At 42.9% G+C, this 22,035-nt stretch carries 19 protein-coding genes; 6 read left to right on the plus strand and 13 right to left on the minus strand.

Features of this window, described 5'->3' with window-relative positions:
* The first annotated feature begins 37 nt into the window (after positions 1-37).
* From MJ761_RS07240 to panS, 3 genes are all read left to right on the plus strand, one after another.
* Positions 38-1,156: an AI-2E family transporter gene (locus MJ761_RS07240; RefSeq protein ID WP_369796839.1), complete on the plus strand. Its 1,119-nt coding sequence runs from the start codon at positions 38-40 to the stop codon at positions 1,154-1,156.
* 129 nt (positions 1,157-1,285) lie between these two features.
* Complete coding sequence (gene rpsT / locus MJ761_RS07245; RefSeq protein WP_025330392.1) at positions 1,286-1,552, plus strand: 30S ribosomal protein S20; 267 nt, start codon at positions 1,286-1,288, stop codon at positions 1,550-1,552.
* A 32-nt stretch (positions 1,553-1,584) separates the two neighbouring features.
* The gene (gene panS, locus MJ761_RS07250) at positions 1,585-2,538 is read left to right on the plus strand and encodes a ketopantoate/pantoate/pantothenate transporter PanS (protein WP_093091555.1); all 954 of its coding nucleotides are present in this window, start codon (positions 1,585-1,587) and stop codon (positions 2,536-2,538) included.
* 131 nt (positions 2,539-2,669) lie between these two features.
* Here the strand turns inward: panS and recX are convergent, their stop codons facing one another.
* From recX to MJ761_RS07270, 4 genes are all read right to left on the minus strand, one after another.
* A complete protein-coding gene (gene recX, locus MJ761_RS07255) occupies positions 2,670-3,146 on the minus strand; it encodes a recombination regulator RecX (protein WP_093091557.1) in 477 nt (158 codons plus the stop codon).
* Positions 3,143-3,850, minus strand: coding sequence for a phosphoglycolate phosphatase (locus MJ761_RS07260; protein ID WP_093091559.1), 708 nt, complete (start codon positions 3,848-3,850; stop codon positions 3,143-3,145). Before MJ761_RS07260 ends, recX begins: the two co-directional genes overlap by 4 nt.
* 148 nt (positions 3,851-3,998) lie before the next feature.
* Positions 3,999-5,069 carry an aldose epimerase family protein gene (locus tag MJ761_RS07265; protein ID WP_093091561.1) on the minus strand — a complete coding sequence of 357 codons (1,071 nt, stop codon included), beginning with the start codon at positions 5,067-5,069 and terminating at the stop codon, positions 3,999-4,001.
* Entirely contained in the window at positions 5,056-6,372 is a 1,317-nt protein-coding gene (locus tag MJ761_RS07270) for a replication-associated recombination protein A (protein ID WP_093091563.1), read from the minus strand. Before MJ761_RS07270 ends, MJ761_RS07265 begins: the two co-directional genes overlap by 14 nt.
* Positions 6,373-6,516: 144 nt before the next feature.
* Between MJ761_RS07270 and MJ761_RS07275 the strand changes: the two genes are divergently transcribed.
* Both MJ761_RS07275 and thrC read left to right on the plus strand, forming a co-directional pair.
* The gene (locus MJ761_RS07275; RefSeq protein ID WP_141683407.1) at positions 6,517-6,882 is read left to right on the plus strand and encodes a hypothetical protein; all 366 of its coding nucleotides are present in this window, start codon (positions 6,517-6,519) and stop codon (positions 6,880-6,882) included.
* A gap of 40 nt (positions 6,883-6,922) precedes the next feature.
* Positions 6,923-8,338, plus strand: coding sequence for a threonine synthase (thrC, locus tag MJ761_RS07280; protein WP_093091567.1), 1,416 nt, complete (start codon positions 6,923-6,925; stop codon positions 8,336-8,338).
* 80 nt (positions 8,339-8,418) lie between these two features.
* Here the strand turns inward: thrC and MJ761_RS07285 are convergent, their stop codons facing one another.
* A complete protein-coding gene (locus tag MJ761_RS07285) occupies positions 8,419-9,921 on the minus strand; it encodes a cation:proton antiporter (protein WP_093091569.1) in 1,503 nt (500 codons plus the stop codon).
* A 104-nt stretch (positions 9,922-10,025) separates the two neighbouring features.
* The gene (locus MJ761_RS07290) at positions 10,026-10,964 is read right to left on the minus strand and encodes a Dyp-type peroxidase (RefSeq protein WP_093091571.1); all 939 of its coding nucleotides are present in this window, start codon (positions 10,962-10,964) and stop codon (positions 10,026-10,028) included.
* Between the two features lie 339 nt (positions 10,965-11,303).
* On the opposite strand from MJ761_RS07290, the gene MJ761_RS07295 reads away from it, so the two are divergent.
* Positions 11,304-13,058, plus strand: coding sequence for a cation:proton antiporter domain-containing protein (locus tag MJ761_RS07295; protein WP_093091573.1), 1,755 nt, complete (start codon positions 11,304-11,306; stop codon positions 13,056-13,058).
* Between the two features lie 89 nt (positions 13,059-13,147).
* Here the strand turns inward: MJ761_RS07295 and MJ761_RS07300 are convergent, their stop codons facing one another.
* The 7 genes from MJ761_RS07300 to hemB form a co-directional block, all read right to left on the minus strand.
* The gene (locus MJ761_RS07300) at positions 13,148-14,530 is read right to left on the minus strand and encodes an MFS transporter (protein ID WP_093091575.1); all 1,383 of its coding nucleotides are present in this window, start codon (positions 14,528-14,530) and stop codon (positions 13,148-13,150) included.
* A gap of 90 nt (positions 14,531-14,620) precedes the next feature.
* Positions 14,621-15,511 carry a heme o synthase gene (gene cyoE, locus MJ761_RS07305; protein ID WP_093091577.1) on the minus strand — a complete coding sequence of 297 codons (891 nt, stop codon included), beginning with the start codon at positions 15,509-15,511 and terminating at the stop codon, positions 14,621-14,623.
* A gap of 9 nt (positions 15,512-15,520) precedes the next feature.
* Positions 15,521-15,853, minus strand: a complete 333-nt coding sequence (cyoD, locus tag MJ761_RS07310) for a cytochrome o ubiquinol oxidase subunit IV (RefSeq protein ID WP_037405203.1) — start codon at positions 15,851-15,853, stop codon at positions 15,521-15,523.
* Positions 15,850-16,461, minus strand: coding sequence for a cytochrome o ubiquinol oxidase subunit III (locus tag MJ761_RS07315; RefSeq protein WP_093091579.1), 612 nt, complete (start codon positions 16,459-16,461; stop codon positions 15,850-15,852). Before MJ761_RS07315 ends, cyoD begins: the two co-directional genes overlap by 4 nt.
* Positions 16,461-18,446, minus strand: coding sequence for a cytochrome o ubiquinol oxidase subunit I (gene cyoB, locus MJ761_RS07320; RefSeq protein ID WP_093091581.1), 1,986 nt, complete (start codon positions 18,444-18,446; stop codon positions 16,461-16,463). Before cyoB ends, MJ761_RS07315 begins: the two co-directional genes overlap by 1 nt.
* Positions 18,447-18,464: 18 nt before the next feature.
* Complete coding sequence (gene cyoA / locus MJ761_RS07325) at positions 18,465-19,355, minus strand: ubiquinol oxidase subunit II (RefSeq protein ID WP_093091583.1); 891 nt, start codon at positions 19,353-19,355, stop codon at positions 18,465-18,467.
* Between the two features lie 1,040 nt (positions 19,356-20,395).
* Positions 20,396-21,397 carry a porphobilinogen synthase gene (gene hemB / locus MJ761_RS07330; RefSeq protein WP_093091585.1) on the minus strand — a complete coding sequence of 334 codons (1,002 nt, stop codon included), beginning with the start codon at positions 21,395-21,397 and terminating at the stop codon, positions 20,396-20,398.
* Positions 21,398-22,035: the final 638 nt, after the last annotated feature.

The raw sequence follows: 22,035 nt of genomic DNA on the forward strand, positions 1-22,035 counted from the left end.
ATTTTTATTGATAAGTTTGAGTGCAAAATTAATGAATATCAACAGCAAGAAGCCTTCAAATATTACGCCGTGGGTTATTGGCGGACTGATTCTACTGGTAACCATCGGTCTATTCATCGGGCTGAAACCCATTTTGATGCCCTTTGCAGCCGCCGGCGTGCTGGCTTATATTCTGAATCCGCTGGTAGAAAAACTGCATCGTCTGAAAATTTCCCGTTCGGTAGCAGCTATGCTGGTCATGTTGCTCGGGCTGAGTGTAATTGTGATGCTACTGCTAATTGTGGTACCGATGCTGATTAATTTGTTTGACAGTATTTATGCTAAATTGCCTGATTTTCTCAACTGGGTTCATCATAAGCTTCTTCCTTGGCTGAATCAGACTTTTCATATCCGCATTCGCTGGGATATGGATTATATGTCCAGATATGTAGGAGAATGGATTCAAACTCATAATGCCAGCATTAAGGATGCTGCATCGAAAGTCTTGCCTATGGTGTGGGAGCATGGCAGTGGCATGGTAGAATGGGTTACCAATCTGCTGTTATTGCCTTTTCTACTGTATTATTTTCTACTGGACTGGAATCGCTGGACATCAGGTATCCGCCATCTGATTCCTCGCCGTGCTTTACCTACCTATAACCGTATAGCCACCAATATGGACACCGTACTGGGCGCATTTCTGCGCGGTGAGTTACTGGTTATGGTAATCATGGGGCTGGTATACGGGCTGGGACTGGCGCTGGTAGGGCTGGAATCCGGATTTGCGATCGGTATGGTTGCAGGTTTGCTGGTGTTTGTGCCTTATCTGGGAGCTTTTACTGGTCTGTTGCTGGCAACGCTTGCTGCTTTATTGCAGTTTGATGGCTGGACAGGGTTATTAATGGTGTGGGGCGTTTTTGCAGTTGGTCAGTTTCTGGAAAGTTTCTTTGTTACCCCGAAAATTGTGGGTGACCGGATTGGACTGTCTCCATTCTGGGTGATTTTTTCATTAATGGCATTTGGGCAATTACTTGGTTTTGTCGGTATGCTGCTGGCGCTGCCGTTGGCGGCGGTGTGTCTGGTGCTGATTCAGGAGGGAACACAGGCATACTGGCGCAGTGATTACTTTTGCCGGCTACCAGAAAATGCCATTATTAAAGATGATAAACAAGACTAAGACAAGTATTCTTAATTACTTGTCTGCATTGATTACCAGCTAAAAAACAACAAGGGCACTTGCTTTTATGCTGCGAAGTCATTAAAATTCTGCGTTTCATGATTTGTATATGTATGTTAGGAGATATTGATGGCCAATAGTGCACAATCTCGTAAGCGCGCTCGTCAGGCACTGAAACAACGTGCTCACAACGCCAGCTTGCGTACCGCTTTTCGCACTGCGGTTAAAAAAGTATTGAAAGCCGTTGAAGCAGGAGATAAAGCTGCTGCTCAAGTGACTTACAGCGAAAGCGTTAAAGTGATTGATCGCATTGCTGATAAAGGTGTTTTCCATAAAAACAAAGCAGCACGTCATAAAAGCCGTCTGGCTGCCAAAATCAAGGCTATGGCTGCCTAAGCTGACTTCTGTCATCGCTTGAGACGATTCTCGTGATTGCAATCATTACAAGGCTGTTCCCATTGTGGGCAGCCTTATGTTCTATTTTCGCCTATTATAATCCTACCGTTTTTATTCCGTTAAAACCCTATATTTCTGAAATGTTAATGCTGGTGATGTTATCCATGGGCATGACACTGAGAATTGAGGATTTTACGCGAGTATTGAAGCGTCCGGCTCCTATAGTGGCTGGTATTGGCTTGCATTACCTGATTATGCCACTAGCAGCATGGCTGATTGCCATGTTGTTAAATATGTCGCCTGAATTGCAGGCAGGTATGGTGTTGGTTGGGTGTGTGGCCAGCGGTACAGCTTCCAATGTGATGGTGTTTTTGTCTAGAGGTGATGTGGCACTATCAGTAACGATCAGTGCTTTGTCTACCATTGTGGGTATTTTTGCGACACCACTACTGGCAAAAATGTATATTTCTGCCTCCATTGCCGTGCCTGTGGTAAATATGCTGAAAGAAATTTTGCTGATCGTGGCTTTACCTATTGCTTTTGGGGTAACAATTAACTATCTCGTGCCTCAACTGGTAAAAAGAGTTGTGCCTTCACTACCATTGATTACTATGTGTCTGATTATCTTAGTTTTGTCTACTGTGGTATCGTTAAGCAGTGATAAAATCGGGATTGAAACAGCCATTGTTGTTATCGGTGTGATTCTGCATAATGCCTTGGGTCTTATTGGCGGCTATTGGGGTGGTCGTTTATTTGGTTTTGACAAATCTATCTGCCGCACGTTGGCATTGGAAGTAGGTATGCAGAATTCTGGTCTGGCCGCCGTACTGGGTTCTAATTTCTTTGGGCCGATGGCAGCCTTGCCCGGTGCAATATTTTCATTGTGGCATAATATTTCCGGTTCATTTCTGGCCAGTTACTGGTCTGGTAAGCCCACAGGCACCAGTAACGACCATCTGAAACGCGAAGATGTCAGTTTGCATTGAGGTTAGGTATTGATAAAAAAGCCCGGTTATTTAACCGGGCTTTTTAGATAATGATTTCCTGAATCAAAGATGCATGTCTGATTCATCATGGGTATACATGAAGTCTGAGATATCTTGTATTTATCCTGCTGCTATTGCCAGTATTCATCTTCATCGGGCAGGGAAATATCTGTCCATGCCTGCTGGATTGCCGCATGAATAATATCCATACTAAAACCACGATAGGCAAGAAAATGCATATATTTGTGTTTTTCTTTCAAATCAGCCGGTGGTTTACGATATTTTTTCTGCAATACAATCACAGCATTACTTATTTGCGTGTCTTTGTCTGGTAAATAGTCTGCAATCAGCTCAGCATCCACTCCTTTTTGTTTCAGGCTTTGTTGCAAACGCAGATTGCCATGCAGCCTGCTTTTACTGTTGATATAAGTTTCTGTATAACGTGCATCTGACTGCCAGTGCCGCTGTTCTAGCTCATCCAGCAAGGCTTCCAGATTATCACCCTCGCCAACATGGGGACGCAGTTTACGTGCCAGTTCGGCACGGCTGATTTCCTGCCGTGCCAGTATGGTGATGGCACGGGCGCGTAAACTGATTTTTTGCTTCATGCACGGATATCACTATTACCGTGATGACGCATACCATCATCTATTTGTGGCAGGTTATCGATAATAATGTCTGGTTTGGTTTGGGCATTTTGTGCTAGCTGCCCCATGTCGGCATAGCCCCAAGTTACTCCACAGCTTAATGCGCCGGCAGCCTTGGCAGCCAGAATATCATTAGCTGAGTCGCCCACCATCAATAAATTCCCGATTGGTACGCCTAATACTTCCGCTGTGTGTAATAAAGGCATGGGAGAGGGTTTCTTTTCAGCCAGTGTGTCGCCACCTACAATCAGGCTGAAAGCATCGGCTAGACCGAGCTGGCACAATAATTCGACGGCCAGAATTTCATTTTTATTGGTAATTACCGCTAAAGGTAAGCCCCGGGTTCGGAACAAAGCCAGCGCAGTTTCAACCTGCGGATACGGACGAGTATGCACGCTTAAGTGATTGCGGTAATAGGCAATAAAGGTTGTAAAGCCCTGCGTCCAGCTTGCTTCATCTACTTGACCATCTTTACTGCCACTAAGGGTACGGTGTACCAGACTGGACAGACCATCACCTACGTAGGTGGTGAGTTCGGCAGCAGGCAGCGGCGATAAGTTTAATGAAGCTCGCATATGGTTGGCAGCCGTACATAAATCGGCAATTGAATCGACCAGAGTGCCATCCAGATCGAATGCTATGGCATGAATATCATTCCATTTCATGATAGGCAGTATTGATTGAGTAAAAGAAGTACCTATTTTATCATGTTCATACTACAGATATGGTTGACAGCTACAATACATTTACCCTGTTTGCAATCGTTTCTGCTTTGTATCTGAAACTGGTGCGGCAAAATGTCTGCCTGAAACATTAACTGGTAACGGGCTGGATAGGGTCGCGGCTGAATATGTAAGTGATATGCTGTTTAAACACTACGCCTGCACGCAGAATATTATTGGGGAATGTCGGTTGGTTAGGTGCATCTGTAAAGCCTTGCGGTTCGAAGCAGATGGCAGCAAATGGTCTAAGAGATTTACGTTGTGGTATCTGCTGTTCGGGCAGATGCTGGGCATTATAAACCACCATCACTGGTGCATCGGTTTTCACAGCCATGGATAGGCCTGTATCCGGCGCACTTATGCGTGCACTGATGTTATTGACTGAATATGGTGGTAAAACATAGGCGCTATCAATAATACTGTTAGCGATTGGACGAGCAGAATAAAAATCTAGTGCTGCCGGTACTTTGCTAATGGCACCGGTTGGCATCATGTCCTTATCGGTAACAATAATTTCCTGTGGTAACAGCCACAGCTGATGCTGACTGATAGTTTGTTCATGCAAGGCCAGATTAAAATAACTATGCTGGGTAAGATTGATAAAAGTATCCCGATCAGATTGAGCATCAAAATTAACATTTAATTCATTGTTTGCTGTGAGGGTATAACATACCTGTACATTCAGATTGCCGGGGTAGCCTTCTTCGCCATCTGGGCTGAATAATTGCAGGGTGATGGAAGCCGCGTGTTCATCGGCGTGGGTGGCTTTGACAGTCCACCATTTCTGATCAAAGCCGGTATAACCACCGTGCATATGATGTTCCCCCAGATTGGGCGTAAGCTGAACAAGTCCGTGATTGAGTGGTGCTCGGGCATAGCTCATACGGCCGGCATGACGGCCGATTACTGCACCCAGATGCGGATTGCTGTTACGATAGCTATTGCTGGCATAGCTCTCAGCATTATCGAAACCCAGCACACATTCAACGGGTTGGTTATTTCTGTCGGACATTACAATCGAAGTAATAATGGCACCGAAATCCATAATGGATACCTGCATGCCATCATTATTTGCCAATGTCCATAGAGTAGTACTCTCACCATCTATCAAGCCGAATGGTTGTGTTGTAATCGTACACAAGGATTGTTTATTTTGTTTCATTCTGTTTTCCGGCCTCTACGTCAAGATTATGTAAAAAAGCCAGTTTATCCGCAATTTTAATTTCCAGTCCGCGTATTGCTGGCTGATAGAATGCTGGTTCATCCATTCCTTCCGGCATGTAAGTTTCACCGGCTGCATAAGCATGGGGTTCATCATGGGCATATCGGTATTCACGACCGTAACCCAGTTCTTTCATGAGTTTGGTAGGTGCGTTGCGCAAGTGTACCGGTACTTCACTGGTAGGATGTTTTTTGACAAATGCGCGTGCCTCATTATAAGCCACATAACCTGCATTACTTTTGGCAGCACAGGCCAGATACAATACTGCCTGAGCTAAAGCCAGTTCGCCTTCTGGGCTGCCAAGTCGTTCATAGGTTTGCGCCGCATCATTGGCAATCTGCATCGCCCGAGGGTCAGCCAGACCGATATCTTCCCACGCCATGCGGATAATCCGTCGCGCCAGATAGCGCGGGTCTGCGCCACCATCCAGCATGCGGCTAAACCAGTATAGGGCAGCGTTGGGGTGAGAACCACGCACAGATTTATGTAATGCTGAAATCTGTTCGTAAAAGCTATCACCACCTTTATCAAAACGGCGTAACTGTGTGCCTAGACTGCTGGCTGCTAAGGTTGCGCTGATTTTAGTTTGTTGTTGTGCCTGTGCTGTATGAATCAGCTGTTCGAGCAAATTAAGAAAACGTCGACCGTCACCATCGGCACTGTTAAGGATTAATGTTTGCGCATCGTCATCTATGCTGAATGATTTGAATTCAGGTAGGCTGAAAACTTTTTGCTGTAGCTGCTGAAGTTCTTCAATGCTGAGTGAGTGGAGGGTATAGACTTGCGAGCGGCTCAAAAGTGCCGGATTAACTTCAAAAGAAGGGTTCTCCGTCGTGGCACCGATAAAGGTAAATACGCCGTTTTCTACATAGGGTAAAAATGCATCCTGTTGTGATTTGTTGAAGCGATGCACTTCATCTACAAACAGAATAGTACGCTGGCCATGCTGTAAAGCCAGTTGGGCTTTCTCCACAGCTAAGCGGATTTCTTTCACGCCGGAAAAAACCGCAGACAGTGGAATAAACTGGGCATTGAAGCTCTGTGCCAGAATACGTGCCAGTGTAGTTTTGCCTACGCCGGGAGGCCCCCAAAGGAGCATGGAGTGCAGATGTCCGGTTTCTACAGCAACCCGTAAAGGTTTTCCTGTACCAATGAGATGCTGTTGGCCAATTACTTGATCAAGACTCTGCGGACGTAGTTGTTCTGCCAGCGGAGGTAAGGGTTTCTGATTAAATAAGTCCATATCGTGTCATTCAATACACGGTAGTTAATGTATTATATTGTACCTGATTGTATGCGTTTTGCCCGACGTATAACTTTTGCATTATGTGTATAATCAATATAACGAGACATCTAAAAAGGATAGTTGTGTTTTAGTCTGTATTTCATGCAACTGAAAAGATCAATGATTAGATTATTATTTTTGATGTGTTTTATATTAGCGATAGCAGGTGCTTATATTAAATATGACCAGAAGTCAGAATACGGATTAATTTCTGGCATTGCCGGCTATATGATTAATCAGGAATGTCAGCGTCAGTTGAGCAAGCCACTGCGTATCAGAGGATTAGGAACAATTGATCTTTCAGACGTACGTAAGCAATATTGTAGTTGTGTTGCTGAACGCACTAAACACCAGCTCAATATCAAAGATGTGGCAAAGATGGTTGATCCTCAGGTTCGCCAGCAAAGAGTAGCTGTATTTTTTTCATCTCAGGCTGAGGCATGCAGCTTAAACATACAGCATTATTAATTTGACTCAGATATGATTGAATAATCATACAGGAGAAATAATGAAATACATTAGTACCAGAGGTCAGACCGTACCCAAAACTTTCAGTCAGGCATTAATGGCCGGTCTAGCCGATGATGGTGGCTTATTATTGCCACAAAACTATCCACAGGTTGATGCAATTACCCTGCATGAGTGGCGCTCCTTAAGTTATGCGGAGTTGGCTATGCAGATTATCAGTCTGTTTGCTACCGATATTCCTAAAGCCGATTTGCAGGCAATCATTAATAAAACTTACAGCGCAGAAGTGTTTGGTCATGCTGAAATCACTCCGTTGAGAATATTACATGATGGTATCTGCATTGAGGCACTTTCGAATGGGCCAACACTCGCATTTAAAGACATGGCCATGCAGTTGTTAGGAAATCTGTTTGAATATGTGCTGGAGCGAGAAAACCGTTATCTGAATATTATTGGCGCCACCAGCGGTGATACGGGTTCTGCCGCTGAGTATGCCTTGCGTGGCAAGGAGCGGGTAAATGTATTCATGTTATCGCCATTTGGCAAGATGAGCGATTTTCAGCGTGCGCAGATGTACAGTTTGCAGGACAGCAATATTTTTAATATTGCGATTAAAGGGATGTTTGATGATTGTCAGGATATTGTAAAAGCATTGCAGAATGATCATGCATTCAAGGCGCATTATCACCTGAGTACGGTCAACTCCATTAACTGGGGAAGAATTGTGGCTCAGGTGGTGTATTACTTTAAAGGTTATTTTGCTGCTACAAATTCCAATGAACAAAAAGTATCATTTTGCGTACCCAGTGGTAATTTTGGCAATGTACTGGCCGGACACATAGCACGCAGTATGGGCTTGCCTGTTCACCGTTTGCTTGTCGCTACTAATGAAAACGATGTGTTGAACGAATTTTTCAATACCGGCCATTACCGCCCACGTGATGCTGCACATACTTTTGTAACTTCCAGTCCATCGATGGATATTTCTAAAGCCTCTAATTTTGAACGCTTTGTTTATGACTTGCTTGATCATGATGGCGAACAGATTCAGCAGCTGTGGCAGCAGGTTGCATCTGGTCAAGGATTCGATTTAAGCCATCTCATGGATAAAATTCAGCATCAGTATGGTTTTGCTGCCGGTAAAAGTACGCATGCTGACCGTATGCAAACCATTGCTCAGGTCTATGCAGAAGATAATCAACTGATTGATCCGCATACCGCAGATGGGGTAAAGGTGGCGCGGCAGTTACGAGAAGCCGGCGAAATCATTATCTGTCTGGAAACCGCGCAGGCAGCTAAATTTGCTCAAACCATTCACGAGGCAGTTGGGAATAGCGTAGAAATTCCACGCCCTGATAATCTGGCCGGACTGGAGGATTTACCACAACATGTTACCGTGATGGATAATGATCCCGCAGCAGTTAAACAGTTTGTTGAAGCTCAACTGGGTGAGTAAAGCAGCCAGCCAGAATTTGTTTTGAAATGATGCATCATAAAGTAAGGCCAGCATGTTTATGCTGGCCTTTACTGGTTCAACTAGAAATTATCTGGATTTTCCAGTTTATCTACTTTCTGCTTTAACTCTTCAGGAGTCAATGCAATTTCTTCACTTGGATCAGCGGCCGCTGTCGCCACAGCTATCGGGTTATATACAGAAATGTATTCTGAACCGTCAGAACGCTCTTCAATAGTATACATAACACCACTGCGGTTAAAACGATGGCACTGGCGCTGATACCAGCCACGAAAACCGCTTTTTGGTTCATTTGGATTGTGATAAAACGCATTGAGCACTTCAGGCAAACCAAGACCACATACTACACCGGAAAGCAGAACGCAGATAAAGGTATATCCGACCAGAATATCACTGTATTTGGCCAGTGCCGGCATATTGGCTACGGCCAGAATCAGAGCCAGTGAAATACCGCCACGTACGCCGCCCCATGACAGAATAGTTAGGCTGCCATGATAGCTTTTTTTGTAGACTTTCGGAAACAGCATAAATGCCAGTATATTGCCAATGAAACGGCTCAGATGGAGCAATATAAACGCCACAATACCGCCGATAACCAGCGTTTTGCTCATATCAACGATAAAGAGCTCCAGACCGATCAGAGTAAACAAAAATGAATTGATAATACCTTCTACTGCATGCCAGAAATTGTTGACGTCATCAATTTCTTTCTTCTGTAATATTTCCTGCCATTTGTTGCCGACAATCAGGCCTCCTACCACACAGGCAATCGGGCCAGATGCATGAGCAAAATAAGCTACCAGATATGAACCGGAAGCCAGTAATGCCGTTGCCAGAATCAATGATTCATTTTCATGTTTGCCATGTAAGAGACGCAGTGCACCAGTACCGAAAATAAATCCGATAATCACCGCAACAATGATTTCATAGAAAAAATTCTCAACCACACCAATTGGTGAAACATGCTGTCCGTTAATCAAGGTAAGAATAGTCATGAATACCACGATACACATGGCATCATTGAATAATGATTCACCTTCCAGCTTAACCATTAAATGGCGGGGTGTGCGCACTGAGCTTAATACACCCTTGATTCCGATAGGGTCTGTGGCACCAAGAGCCGATCCAAGCAGTAACAATATTAGCAAAGGCACATGATCGCCAACCAGAAACTGGAATGCATAAAGCAGGCTGCCAAAGAGTGCTGAACATAACAGCAGACCCAATGTAGCCAGAATCAGAATCTGGCGCCAGTAGCGTTTTAAATCGGAAATCCTGAATTTCAGAGCAGAGGAGGTCAGAATAAAACAGATTACGCCGTTTACCAGAAAATCATAAAAGTTAATATGGCTAACAGCGGCTTTTAACGCCATGATATCCACATGGATAAAATGATTGCGCCCGAACAGATTCATGCCCCATTGCAGTGAAAATACCAGAATCGCTGAAACAATTGGCACACCAATGGCCTGAGGCATATCAAATAAACGTTTATTTAATAGTGTGGTGACAATAGACAGCGAAAAAATAACCGTGATTGCCTGTAAAAAAAGTACACTACCCATGCAAACAGTTTTCCTTTATTGAAATGTTGTAATAAGTCATTGTTAATTTGAATCTGTCGCAGCTAGTAGCAGATTCCTCTTAATTAAAAACATGCAATAGTAACTTACGAATCAAATTCATCCAGCAAATCAGGTGCCGGAATAAAATATAGGCTGCCACTAACTGGCGTACTGAAATCCAGCAGGCGGTCTACATGCCCTTCAGCATTACCAGTAAACATATGTTGCAGCATTTGGCGTGTTACCGCAAAAGAACGTGCATAACCGATAAAAAATGTGCCGTACTCATTTTTAGATGGCTGGGCAAATGCAACATTGGCGCGCACGATTTTCAGCTCATTACCTTCGGCATCATAAGCTTTGCTTACATTGCTGTGTGCTGTTTGCGGCTTTTCTTCATCAGAAAGCTCAATATCGTTGAAACGGCGGCGACCAATAACTTTTTCCTGCTCCTCTACTGATAATTGTCGCCACGCCTGCATATTATGCAGGTATTTCTGGGTAAAGGCATAGCTACCGTTGCGGAATAAAGGGTCTTCATCGCCTACCAGTGCATAATCAGTTCTGGTTATGTCGTCAGGGTTTTCCGTGCCGTCAACAAAACCGATAATGGCACGTCCGTCAAGGTAACGAAAACCATTTACTTCATCAATAGAATAAGTTGCCTCAGCCAGCAATTCATGAATCATTGCAGCCATCTCATAACAGATATCCTGACGGTCTGCACGGATATGAAAAAACAGATCGCCCGGCGTGGCCACAGCAGTGTGTTTGGCACCTTTGATTGCGGTAAAGGGTACCAGCTCTTTTGGTTTCGGTTTTCCCGGACGCAATCTGTCCCATGCATCAGCGCCAATCCCCATTAATGCATTGAAGTTTTCGTCGTGAAAACGGCCATGCATACTGCGTATTAAAGCTGAAAAACCGGTGATGAATTCGAGCACTCTGGCAATAGATGCATCATTATCCTGAATGCCAAGGGTGATAAATAATGCGCTTTTACCCGGATAGGCTATTACCGGTGGTGTTCTGTCTAGTGTCATTAATAAATACCTTCCTAAACCAATATTATAGTGGATTTAACAATCGTTATTAAGTACAAGACTGGCATAAAATTAAGTATTTTTTAACTAGGCTACCGAAAACCGCAATATAACCTTTTTCAGTCTAGTAAGTGGAAGTTACGCACCAATCTGCCCATCTTAGCTACCTTGGTAAGTGACGCAGTTGTCAGTAAATAAGGATATCTAAGCACTAAGATATGAAAAATCTGGATAAGAAACAGCAATTATAACCTAAAAGACTATAAAAGCTTTTATATGTCGGGATTTTTTCGTTAGTATAGATTATTTACTGTTACTAACTATTACTCTGGAAAAGCAATGCACCATTCATTTCCATTGGTTGAAACCATCGTTGGCGGTTTATTTTTTGCCTTTGTACTTGGCTATATTGCGCATAAGCTGCGAATGCCGCCACTTGTCGGTTATCTGTTGGCGGGCATCATCGTAGGTCCATATACCAAAGGCTTTACCGCTGATATGCACTTGTCGCAACAACTGGCTGAATTGGGCGTAATCTTGCTGATGTTCGGAGTAGGACTGCATTTCTCTATTCGTGATTTACTGGCCGTAAAACGTGTAGCCATACCGGGCGCGTTGATTCAGATAGCACTGGCTACATTACTGGGCTGGTTACTGGCGTGGCTGGCCGGCTGGAGTACCGGTACTGGCGTGGTGTTTGGCTTAGCACTGTCATGTGCTTCTACTGTTGTGCTGATAGCCGCTTTACAACGCTGGCATCTGGATGATTCTACTCAGGGACGAATAGCTACCGGCTGGCTGATTGTCGAGGACATTGCCATGGTATTTGTGCTAGTGATGATTCCGGCACTGGCACCGGTTTTATCCGGACAAGGCAGTGTTTCTGGCGCCAACCTGCTTTATTTACTTGGTAAAACCAGTGTACAGATTATTGCTTTTGTCGTAGTGATGCTGTTTCTTGGCCGCAAATTGATTCCATGGTCTTTACAGCGAGTAGTTAGTACAGGTAGTCCCGAGCTTTTCCGGCTGGCTGTAATTGCAATTGCTTTGGGTTGTGCCATACTGGCTAATTATCTTTTTGGTGTATCGTTTGCACTGGGTGCTTTTTTTGCAGGTGCCATCATTAGTGAAACCAGCATGAATCACACTGCAGAGGATGCCTCCAGCGGCTTGCGTGAATTTTTTACTGTACTTTTCTTTGTTTCAGTAGGCATGCTGTTTGACCCCAGCATTATTATTCGTGAACCATTACTACTATTGGCTACTTTGCTGGTAGTGGTAGTAGGCAAAAGTCTGGGAGCCTTTTTGATTGTACGCATATTCAGATATCCCCCACAAACAGCTTTGACAATTGCTGTGGCACTGGCTCAGATTGGTGAATTTTCATTTATGATTGCCAGTCTGGGCACGGTATACAAAATTTTGCCACCATTGGCCAGTGACCTGATTCTGGGCAGTGCCCTGATTTCAATCATCTGTAATCCATTTTTATTTGTCTGGCTGAATCGTTATCTGGAAAAACAGTCACAGCAGAAAACAGTAGCAACAGCCAGTGTGACTGATAGTGGCATGTTGTCAGATAAGCCTCATGCGAAAGTGGCAGCACCAATTAAACCTGTATCGATTTATTTTATTGATGAGGATATGGCGGTAGCGCCACCTGTAAGCAATCATACAGTACTGGTGGGTGCCGGTCCGGTTGGCCAGGAAGTAATCAGGCATTTACAGGAACAGAATGAAACGGTGTATGTACAGGAAAACCGTCTTGAGGTAGTGACAGAACTGCGTGCACGCCAGATACCTGTCGCATACGGGCATGCATTATCAGATGGTATGCTGGATGCTGTATTTGTGGCTCAGGCCAAAAACCTGATTATTACTATTCAGAATACAACCGAAGTGGTAGCGATTATCAAGGCGGCACTGGCGCTCAATCCGCAATTGCAAATTGTAACTTTCAGCAGATATGAGAAAGACAAACTGTTATTTATTCAGGCTGGAGCCACTAAGGTTGTAGATAGCCAAATTGTATTAGCCAATGAAATCATGCAAGTATTCGAAACGGCATCAAACACAACAGAACAAACAGGATAATCTGAGATTTTTGTAAATCTTTCTGGCGTATTTAATAGACAGGCATAAGCCAGCCATATTAATCATCACTGGCCTGTGCCTGTATTTATTTAATTGGTAATGGTATTGATAAACGCTTCCAGCTGTTTTCGGTTGGTGATTTTACTATCGATTTTGACATAGATACTGTGCTCTTGGGGCACAATCAAAACCTGATGTACGCCAGCCAATTGTATTAATTGCTGCTGGGTATTGTTGGGCAAAATCTGTTCATGATTCAGAGTTAAGCGCAGACTGGCTAAATAGGGTGGTTCCCGCATAGTAAAACTAAGCAGCAGCCACGCAAAAGTCAATCCACCTCCAAATAAGAATACCGTATGCGCATCAGTGTGTGCAGTCAGCCAGCCACCAATTGTGCCACCACAGGCCACGCCCAGAAATTGTCCTGTAGCATAGATACCCATTGCCGTGCCTTTATAACCGGCTGGTGCTTCCTTACTTACCCATGAGGGCAGGAGTGCTTCCATCAGATTAAAGGCAATAAAGAACAATAATACACCTGCAACCAATGGCCAGAAAGAAGTATCAGCCAGCCATAATATAGTTTCAGCAATTAGTATCACGGCAACACAGAAGATAAAAACCCGCCGCATTTTTCGTTTGCTTTCAGCATAAATAATTGGTGGCAGAACAGTGATAAAAGCAATCAGCATCGTATACAGATAAATCTGCCAGTGTTTGACTGCCGGAAAACCTGCATGTTCAAGTTGCACCGGCAGGGCAACAAAAGTTGACATCAGCAAAAAATGCATACAAAAAATACCGATGTTCAGCTTAAACAGCGAATAATTACGCAACACCGTGCCAAAGCTGCCACGTGCCATACCTGAATCACGGTTAAGAATATGGACATTGCTGTCAGGAACAAAAAATAAAGTAAGCGCAATAGCGGCTAGTGCCAGTGCTGCAATTACCCAGAATAAACCATGTAAACCTAGAGCATGTGTGATTATTGGTCCACTTACCATGGCAATCGCAAAAGTGATGCCGAAGCTGATGCCAATAAAAGCCATCGCCTTCGTACGATTCTGTTCACGGGTCAGATCCGATAGCAAAGCCATTACTGCCGCTGCAATTGCGCCACTGCCCTGTAAAGCGCGTCCCAGAATAACTCCCCAAATGGAAGTAGTTACAGCTGCAATAATACTGCCCAGAGTAAAAATCAATAACCCGACAACAATTAAAGGCTTGCGACCAAAACGGTCAGACCACAAGCCAAATGGAATCTGTAAAACTGCCTGCATCAGACCATAAATTCCGATTGCCAATCCAATCAGGCTTTCGCTGGCATCTTGTAATTTCATGCCATAGGTAGTCAGAACAGGCAGTACCATAAACATACCGAGCATGCGCAGTGAAAAAACAGCTCCTAGTCCCCAGGTTGCCCGTTTTTCAGCAACACTCATTTGTGTATCGTTATACTTGCCATTCATCTTGAATACAGCTTAAAAAAAAACCTGCCTATTGTAAAAGAAACAAAGGCAGGTTGGTTTGCGTATTGTTATATATTTATGTTCACGCTATCAGCCAGCTAGACTTATCACAGTTGGTGAAGCCGGAGTCATAAAGTCTACCGACATCATTATACTTAAAGTAGTGATGGCAATAATCGAAAACACAAACAGTTTGCGTGCCCATATACGGTCATTATTCTGGGCTTTATAACCAGATAATGCCATGCACAGCCACCATACACTGACAGCCGCAGCTACCACCAGATATTTATATCCGGCATAGCCGCCGATAGACAGCATCAATGTCGCAAACATAAAGGCAATAATATAAAACGTGATATGGTGCTTTGCTACTGCAATGCCTTTAACTACTGGTAAAACTGGAATATTGGCAGCCTGATAATCCTTAAAGCGGTAAATTGCAATGGCATAGGAATGTGGCATCTGCCAGAGGCTGAAAATCGCCAGCAGAATAAGTGCACCCGCATCAAAATTATTGCTTACTGCACAATAACCAATAACGGGTGGTGCGGCACCGGATAAACTGCCGATTAATGTTCCGTAAACCGAGTGCCGTTTCATATAGAGACTGTAAACCCCTACATAAACCACAAAGCCCATAACCGATAACCACATGGCCAGTGGATTTGCGCCAAAGTAAAGCACAGCAAATCCGGTAATACCCAGTATCGTGGCCAGCACAAAGGTAACACGCGCAGAAACCAGACCGCGCACCAGTACACGGTTTTTGGTACGTTCCATTTTCGGATCAATATCGCGATCGATCAGATTATTGAACGCACAACCAGAGGCTACAACCAAAGACACGCCCAGCAGAGTAAGGATAAGCAGGGAATCATTTATGCTGCCTTTGGATGCCAGTAAAAACCCGCCGACAACCGAAATAAGATTGCCGACGATAATACCTGGTTTTGTTACCTGCAGGTATGGTTTAATCATGAACTGCCTTTAGCCTAACACCATGTTTGCATTGAGGCTCCACATAATCCAGATGGAAAGACCTACCAGCAATACAATCACAATTGCGGTGAAAATAAAAGAAATCAGATTCCAGCGTTCTTCAGGATTACTGCCAAGATGGAGAAAACATACCAACTGAACAATAAGCTGTAAAACAGCAGTAACCACAATCACAGCAAACAAAGTTGTTTTATCTGCTGAGTGGTTCATGACCATCAGAAACGGAATCAGAGTTAAAACCACCGACAAAATAAAACCAATAATATAGTTTTTAGCATTGCCATGTTGTGGGATATGATCTTGATGGTTTAACTGACTCATAACGCAACTCCCAACAGATATACAATAGAGAACACGCAAATCCACACAATATCCAGAAAGTGCCAGAACAGGCTCAGACAATTGATACGCATGCGGTTAACACTGGTGAGACCTCGTGAAGCTACCTGAATCAACATCACAGCCATCCAAATCAAACCGGCAGCAACATGCAGACCATGAGTACCCACAAGTGCAAAGAAGCCAGAAAGATAGCCACTCCGATCAGGACCCATACCATGAGTAATCAGATGATGGAATTCATATAGCTCCATTCCAATGAAGCAGGCGCCGAATACAAAGGTAATAACCAGCCATAATAAAACCTGAGTCTGATTATTACGATTCATTGCCAGTACGGCAAAACCGTAAGTAATGGAACTCAACAAAAGAGCAAAAGTTTCCACCAGCACAAAAGGCAGCTCGAAAATGTCCTTACCACTCGGACCACCAGCCGTGCCCGGCAGGAGTACGATATAAGTGGCAAACAGACAGGAAAACAGAATCAAGTCACTCATCAGGTAAATCCAGAATCCGAATACCTTCAGTGAACCGTTATCGTGGTGAGCGTGTTCAAGTGCCTTACCGTGAATCAAGGTTTCAGTTGACATTATTTCAGTCCTGCTTTAGTTAATTCATCAAAACGTTTGCTTTCAATAGCTTCAATCTCAGCAACCGGCACATAATAATCCACATCCGTGTCGAAACTCTTGGCAATGAAGCTAATAATCATACCAGCGAAGCCAACGATAGCCATCCACCAGATATGCCAGATCATGGCAAAACCGAAAATCAGCGAGAACACCCCGATAACCAAACCGGCAGCAGTGTTTTTCGGCATATGAATTTCTTCATATTTAGCTGGTTTTTTATAAGCAATACCTTTTTCTTTTTCGTCCCAGAATGCATCACGGCTTTCAACCTGTGGTTGTGTGGCGAAGTTGTAGAAAGGTACTGGAGAAGAAGTAGACCATTCCAGTGTACGGCCATCCCATGGGTCACCAGTAACATCAAGGTTTTCCTTGCGATGCAGACAGGAAACAACAACCTGAATCACCATGCACACTACACCCAGAGCAATAATGGCAGCACCGGCAGCAGCTACACACAGTAAATTGTGGAAAGCCGGATCAATGTGCTGGCTCAGACGACGGGTCATACCCATGAAGCCCAGTGCATATAATGGCATAAATGCTACAAAGAAGCCGATAAACCAGCACCAGAAAGCGCGCTTACCCCATTTTTCATCCAGCTTGAAGCCAAATGCTTTCGGGAACCAGTAATTAAGCGCAGCAAACAGACCAAATACCACACCACCAATAATGGTGTTATGGAAGTGGGCAACCAGGAATAAACTGCCATGCAGTACAAAGTCTGCACCCGGTACAGCCAATAGCACGCCTGTCATACCACCAACTGAGAAGGTAATAATAAAGCCTACAGTCCACAGCATTGGTACATGGAAAGAAATGCGGCCTTCATACATGGTAAACAGCCAGTTGAAGATTTTCACCCCGGTAGGGATAGAAATAATCATGGTGGCGATACCGAAGAACGCGTTGACATTGGCTCCTGAACCCATGGTAAAGAAGTGGTGCAGCCATACGATGAATGACAAAATGGTAATACACACGGTTGCCCATACCATAGAGGTATAACCAAACATGGTTTTACGAGAGAAAGTAGCAGTAACTTCTGAATACACACCAAATATCGGCAATATCAGAATATACACTTCTGGATGACCCCATGCCCAGATAAGATTAATGTACATCATCATGTTACCGCCCAGTTCATTGGTAAAGAAATGGGTACCGAGGTAACGGTCTAATGTCAGCATGGCTACAGACGCAGTCAGAATCGGGAAAGAAGTCAGAATCAGAATATTGCTGCAGAAAGATGCCCAGCAGAAAATAGGCATTTTCATCATAGTCATGCCCGGAGCGCGCATTTTCAGAATGGTAGCAATAAAATTAATCGCACTCAGTGTTGTGCCGATTCCCGATATTTGCAAGCTCCATATCCAGTAATCCACGCCTACACCCGGGCTGAATTCCAGACCAGATAAAGGCGGATAGGCCAGCCAGCCAGTTTGAGCAAACTCACCCAGACCCAGAGAAAGATTAACCAGTACCACACTGACAGCAGTGAACCAGAACCCCAGATTATTCAAGAACGGGTAAGCCACATCACGCGCTCCTAATTGCAGCGGAATGACAAAATTCATCAAACCGATTACAAAAGGCATCGCTACAAAGAAAATCATGATTACACCGTGGGCGGTGAAAATCTGATCATAGTGATGAGGTGGCAAAAAGCCGTCACTGGTACCAGAAGAGGCTAGTACCTGCTGACCACGCATCATAACTGCATCGGCAAAACCACGTACCAGCATCACCACAGCGACAATGATGTACATAATACCAATACGTTTGTGATCAACGGAGGTAAACCATTCTTTCCAGAGGTAGCTCCATTTATGAAAATACGTAATTGCACCTACCAATGCCAAACCAATGACAATGATAGCTGTAATCGTCACCATGACAATAGGTTCATGGAACGGTATCGCATCTAAAGATAATTTTCCGAACATTATTATTTCCTCGCAAGCTTACTCAGCACTGCTAGCAGTACTGGCCTGTAGCGCAGCAGGCATATTGTGATTGGCAAATTTAGCAATCACATTGCCATACAAACTTGGATTGGCGCTGGAGAAATATTCCACTTTGTGGAATTGACTTGGTGCCGCAAGTTTGTTGAATGCAGCCATATCATTAAGTGTATTGGGTGATTGTTTCACCTTATCCACCCACTGATTGAAGCTGGCTTCATCCGGTGTAGCAATTGCAGTAAATTTCATACCAGAAAAACCGGCACCGCTGTAGCTAGATGAAATACCTTTGTATTCACCGGCTGTATCAGCAATCAAGTGGAGCTTGGTTTGCATACCTGCCATAGCGTAAATCTGGCTGCCCAGCTGGGGAATGAAGAATGAGTTCATTACTGTATTGGAAGTGATTTTGAATTCCACCGGAGTATCTTTCGGGAAAGCAATTTCATTAACAGTGGCAATGCCATATTCCGGATAGATAAACAGCCATTTCCAGTCTAATGAAATTACTTCGATTACCACAGGCTTCTTATCACTTTCCAGCGGACGATAAGGATCCAGAGAATGAGTGGTTTTCCAAGTGATTGTTCCCAGAATGAGAATAATCAGGATAGGAACGCCCCAAACTACGGCCTCAAGTTTATTGGAATGCGCCCATTTCGGAGAATATTTAGCATTACTACCCTCTTTATATTTCAAAGAGAACAGAACCGCCATAATAATTACCGGAATAACCACTATCAACATCAAGCCTATGGCTGTCAGTATCAGCGAGCGTTCTTCCTGACCAATATGGCCTTTAGGATTTAGCAGAGCAGCATCACAGCCACTTAAAAGAAGCGTGCCGATCAGCGTCGTCAATACTATCCCTGAGAGCTTACTTAATTTCATGTAACGACCTCAACATTACGGGAAACACGATTAACGTTTGTAAAAAACGGGAATTACTATTTTAAGACAATGTTGAGAAACTGTATATTAGTCAGAACCAGCATAATATCGGCATCATAACCAAAAAAAAAGATTAATGATTATCGGGTAGGATATATTATCCATAATAAACATGTGGTTGTTTAAAGTTAACAGAGTAATATTAGATGTATTAACGTTAAAGTTAACAATTATTTTAATATTTTAATACAATCATTAACATATAATTATTAAAAAGAGATTACATTTTTGTTGTAATAAAGTCAGTTTAATTGTAAATGTTAAATATATGATATATATATCAAAAATAATTTCTTTGTTTTCTGATATAACAAAATAGCCATTGCTATATTTACATTTTCTGTTGCCTTGATGATAATTAAAAAGTTTAATCTAAGTCAAGTTTCTTCATTATTGAAAATAAACTGCTACTTTATGAAATATTTTTAAAATGCCTGAAAACTAAATCTGCTGATTTTGTATTTTAGTTATTTGTTTTCAATATCGAATCTATAAGAAGAATTAGTCTTGAATGAGCAGCAATGTGTTGTAAATATGTCAACACAAGTCAGGCAGCATCACTTTCATTGATAAAAAAACAAACAGAGCATCTATTAATTTAGATAAGAGAATTAATAATCTTATATTTTATAAGCATAAAATTTGCATACAATAGCAACTTTGCCAATAGACGGCATGTATAAGCAATTATCATACCGATTCAACGGAAAATGGTGGAAAAAGCAGTTTTATTGTTATATGGCAAAGTAAAGTGCAGGATAATTAAAGCACACTGTAAGATTTAATGTAAATGACAAATGAATTTAAAACTTTTCTGTTAATTGTATTTACATATAAATATTGAAATGAAAGATCTATGCGAGCTGTTTCAACCTATGATTGCATTCCGTCTCAAGCTGGTTAATATAAAACAAAGCATTTACTGGCACGGCGGAATACAACCATAGCGTTACAATATATTTATGGATCGAATTAGCACATTATTGGCGCAGCTGTTGTGCAGCATCCAGTGCAAAATAAGTGAGAATGCCATCTGCACCAGCACGTTTAAATGCGAGCAGACTTTCCAGAATTACCTTATCTGCATCAAGCCAGCCATTCTGAATCGCTGCCTGCAACATTGCATATTCACCGGATACCTGATAAGCATAAGTAGGAACTGCAAATTCATCTTTAACTCGTCTGATTATATCCAGATAGGGCAGGCCAGGTTTAATCATTACCATATCCGCACCTTCAGCAATATCCAGTGCTACCTCATGCAGTGCCTCATTACTGTTTGCTGGATCCATCTGGTAAGTATATTTATTGCCTTTACCCAAATTACCTGCACTGCCTACTGCGCTGCGAAATGGCCCGTAGAAAGCAGAGGCATATTTGGCTGAGTAAGACATGATCCGTGTATGAATAAAACCATTTTCTTCTAGAGCAGCGCGAATAGCCCCAATACGGCCATCCATCATATCGCTTGGAGAAAGAATGTCGGCACCGGCATCAGCATGTGACAATGACTGCTTAATAATAGCTTCAATAGTTTCATCATTCTGAATATAACCATTTTCGTCTGGGATACCATCCTGTCCATGTGTAGTATAAGGATCAAGAGCCTGATCTGCCATCACGCCCAGTTCAGGAAAGCGTGACTTTAAAGCGCGGATAGCCCTCTGAATCACTCCATTGTCATCCCATGCAGCGCGTCCGTCTGCGGTTTTGCTGTCTGAATTGGGTACGCCAAACAAATCCAGAACCGGTACACCTAGTTCCAGTGCCCGTTCACCTACCTTTAATAATTCATCAATTGATAGACGTTCGACTCCGGGCATACATGCAACAGGAGTACGGCCAAATTCTTCATGCACAAATACAGGCAAGATAAAATCATTGGCGGTTAATATAGTTTCACGCATCATGCGACGTGAAAAATCATCATGCCGCATACGACGCAGACGGGTATTAGGCATGATTCGAGGAGGGAAATTCATAATAGTAATCCTGATATTTTATGGAGTAGAAATACTGCCAACTGAATAAATTAGCTCGGAACCCTCACCAATTAGGCATTGTGAGATTTGATTTATCATTCTAAACCTTTTTAAGTGGTAGTACTAACTACCTGCCTACACGCGGGTGTTTGCTGTCTACAGGGTTTTAATAGCAGAATCTACTGAACTTCATAGTAACCCTAAGCAATAAATTTATTGATACAAATAATTTTTAATATTATCAAGACAGAAAACAAATAAAGTCAGAAAACTGGCTATCAGAATTAAATTATAGAACTACAAACCATAGCCTGTACTTCATATGACAACTTTTATAAAAGAACCTAATTGCTTCCAGAAAATATTTTATTACACAACAGAGATAAATATCTGGCGCCCTTAGCTTAATCGAAAAATAGCCAATTAATAAACTTCTTTCAATTTTGCTTAGTTTCAGTGTTGATGTTTAAGCTAATGCAGCATAAAAGTCTTGTACGCCATAAATAAACAGAAATGCTGAACCAGAATATCTCGAATAGACAATTTACTGAATATTTTTAAAAATCCTGTTATTCCTAAATAAATTACAATGATATCTAATAAAAGCAAATCAATCATACCCAGAAAACATATTGTCG

It is taken from the genome of Snodgrassella communis (assembly GCF_914768045.1).
GTDB classification, from domain to species: domain Bacteria; phylum Pseudomonadota; class Gammaproteobacteria; order Burkholderiales; family Neisseriaceae; genus Snodgrassella; species Snodgrassella communis.

What these genes read in the sequence shown, in the direction of transcription:
- recX (WP_093091557.1), bottom strand. Translation starts at nt 3,146, where the DNA reads ATGAAGCAAAAAATCAGTTTACGCGCCCGTGCCATCACCATACTGGCA.
- MJ761_RS07260 (WP_093091559.1), bottom strand. Translation starts at nt 3,850, where the DNA reads ATGAAATGGAATGATATTCATGCCATAGCATTCGATCTGGATGGCACT.
- MJ761_RS07300 (WP_093091575.1), bottom strand. Translation starts at nt 14,530, where the DNA reads ATGAATGGCAAGTATAACGATACACAAATGAGTGTTGCTGAAAAACGG.
- MJ761_RS07275 (WP_141683407.1), top strand. Translation starts at nt 6,517, where the DNA reads ATGCAACTGAAAAGATCAATGATTAGATTATTATTTTTGATGTGTTTT.
- cyoD (WP_037405203.1), bottom strand. Translation starts at nt 15,853, where the DNA reads ATGAGTCAGTTAAACCATCAAGATCATATCCCACAACATGGCAATGCT.
- cyoB (WP_093091581.1), bottom strand. Translation starts at nt 18,446, where the DNA reads ATGTTCGGAAAATTATCTTTAGATGCGATACCGTTCCATGAACCTATT.
- rpsT (WP_025330392.1), top strand. Translation starts at nt 1,286, where the DNA reads ATGGCCAATAGTGCACAATCTCGTAAGCGCGCTCGTCAGGCACTGAAA.
- hemB (WP_093091585.1), bottom strand. Translation starts at nt 21,397, where the DNA reads ATGAATTTCCCTCCTCGAATCATGCCTAATACCCGTCTGCGTCGTATG.
- MJ761_RS07295 (WP_093091573.1), top strand. Translation starts at nt 11,304, where the DNA reads ATGCACCATTCATTTCCATTGGTTGAAACCATCGTTGGCGGTTTATTT.
- MJ761_RS07270 (WP_093091563.1), bottom strand. Translation starts at nt 6,372, where the DNA reads ATGGACTTATTTAATCAGAAACCCTTACCTCCGCTGGCAGAACAACTA.
- cyoE (WP_093091577.1), bottom strand. Translation starts at nt 15,511, where the DNA reads ATGATTAAACCATACCTGCAGGTAACAAAACCAGGTATTATCGTCGGC.
- MJ761_RS07285 (WP_093091569.1), bottom strand. Translation starts at nt 9,921, where the DNA reads ATGGGTAGTGTACTTTTTTTACAGGCAATCACGGTTATTTTTTCGCTG.
- cyoA (WP_093091583.1), bottom strand. Translation starts at nt 19,355, where the DNA reads ATGAAATTAAGTAAGCTCTCAGGGATAGTATTGACGACGCTGATCGGC.
- MJ761_RS07265 (WP_093091561.1), bottom strand. Translation starts at nt 5,069, where the DNA reads ATGAAACAAAATAAACAATCCTTGTGTACGATTACAACACAACCATTC.
- MJ761_RS07315 (WP_093091579.1), bottom strand. Translation starts at nt 16,461, where the DNA reads ATGTCAACTGAAACCTTGATTCACGGTAAGGCACTTGAACACGCTCAC.
- MJ761_RS07290 (WP_093091571.1), bottom strand. Translation starts at nt 10,964, where the DNA reads ATGACACTAGACAGAACACCACCGGTAATAGCCTATCCGGGTAAAAGC.
- thrC (WP_093091567.1), top strand. Translation starts at nt 6,923, where the DNA reads ATGAAATACATTAGTACCAGAGGTCAGACCGTACCCAAAACTTTCAGT.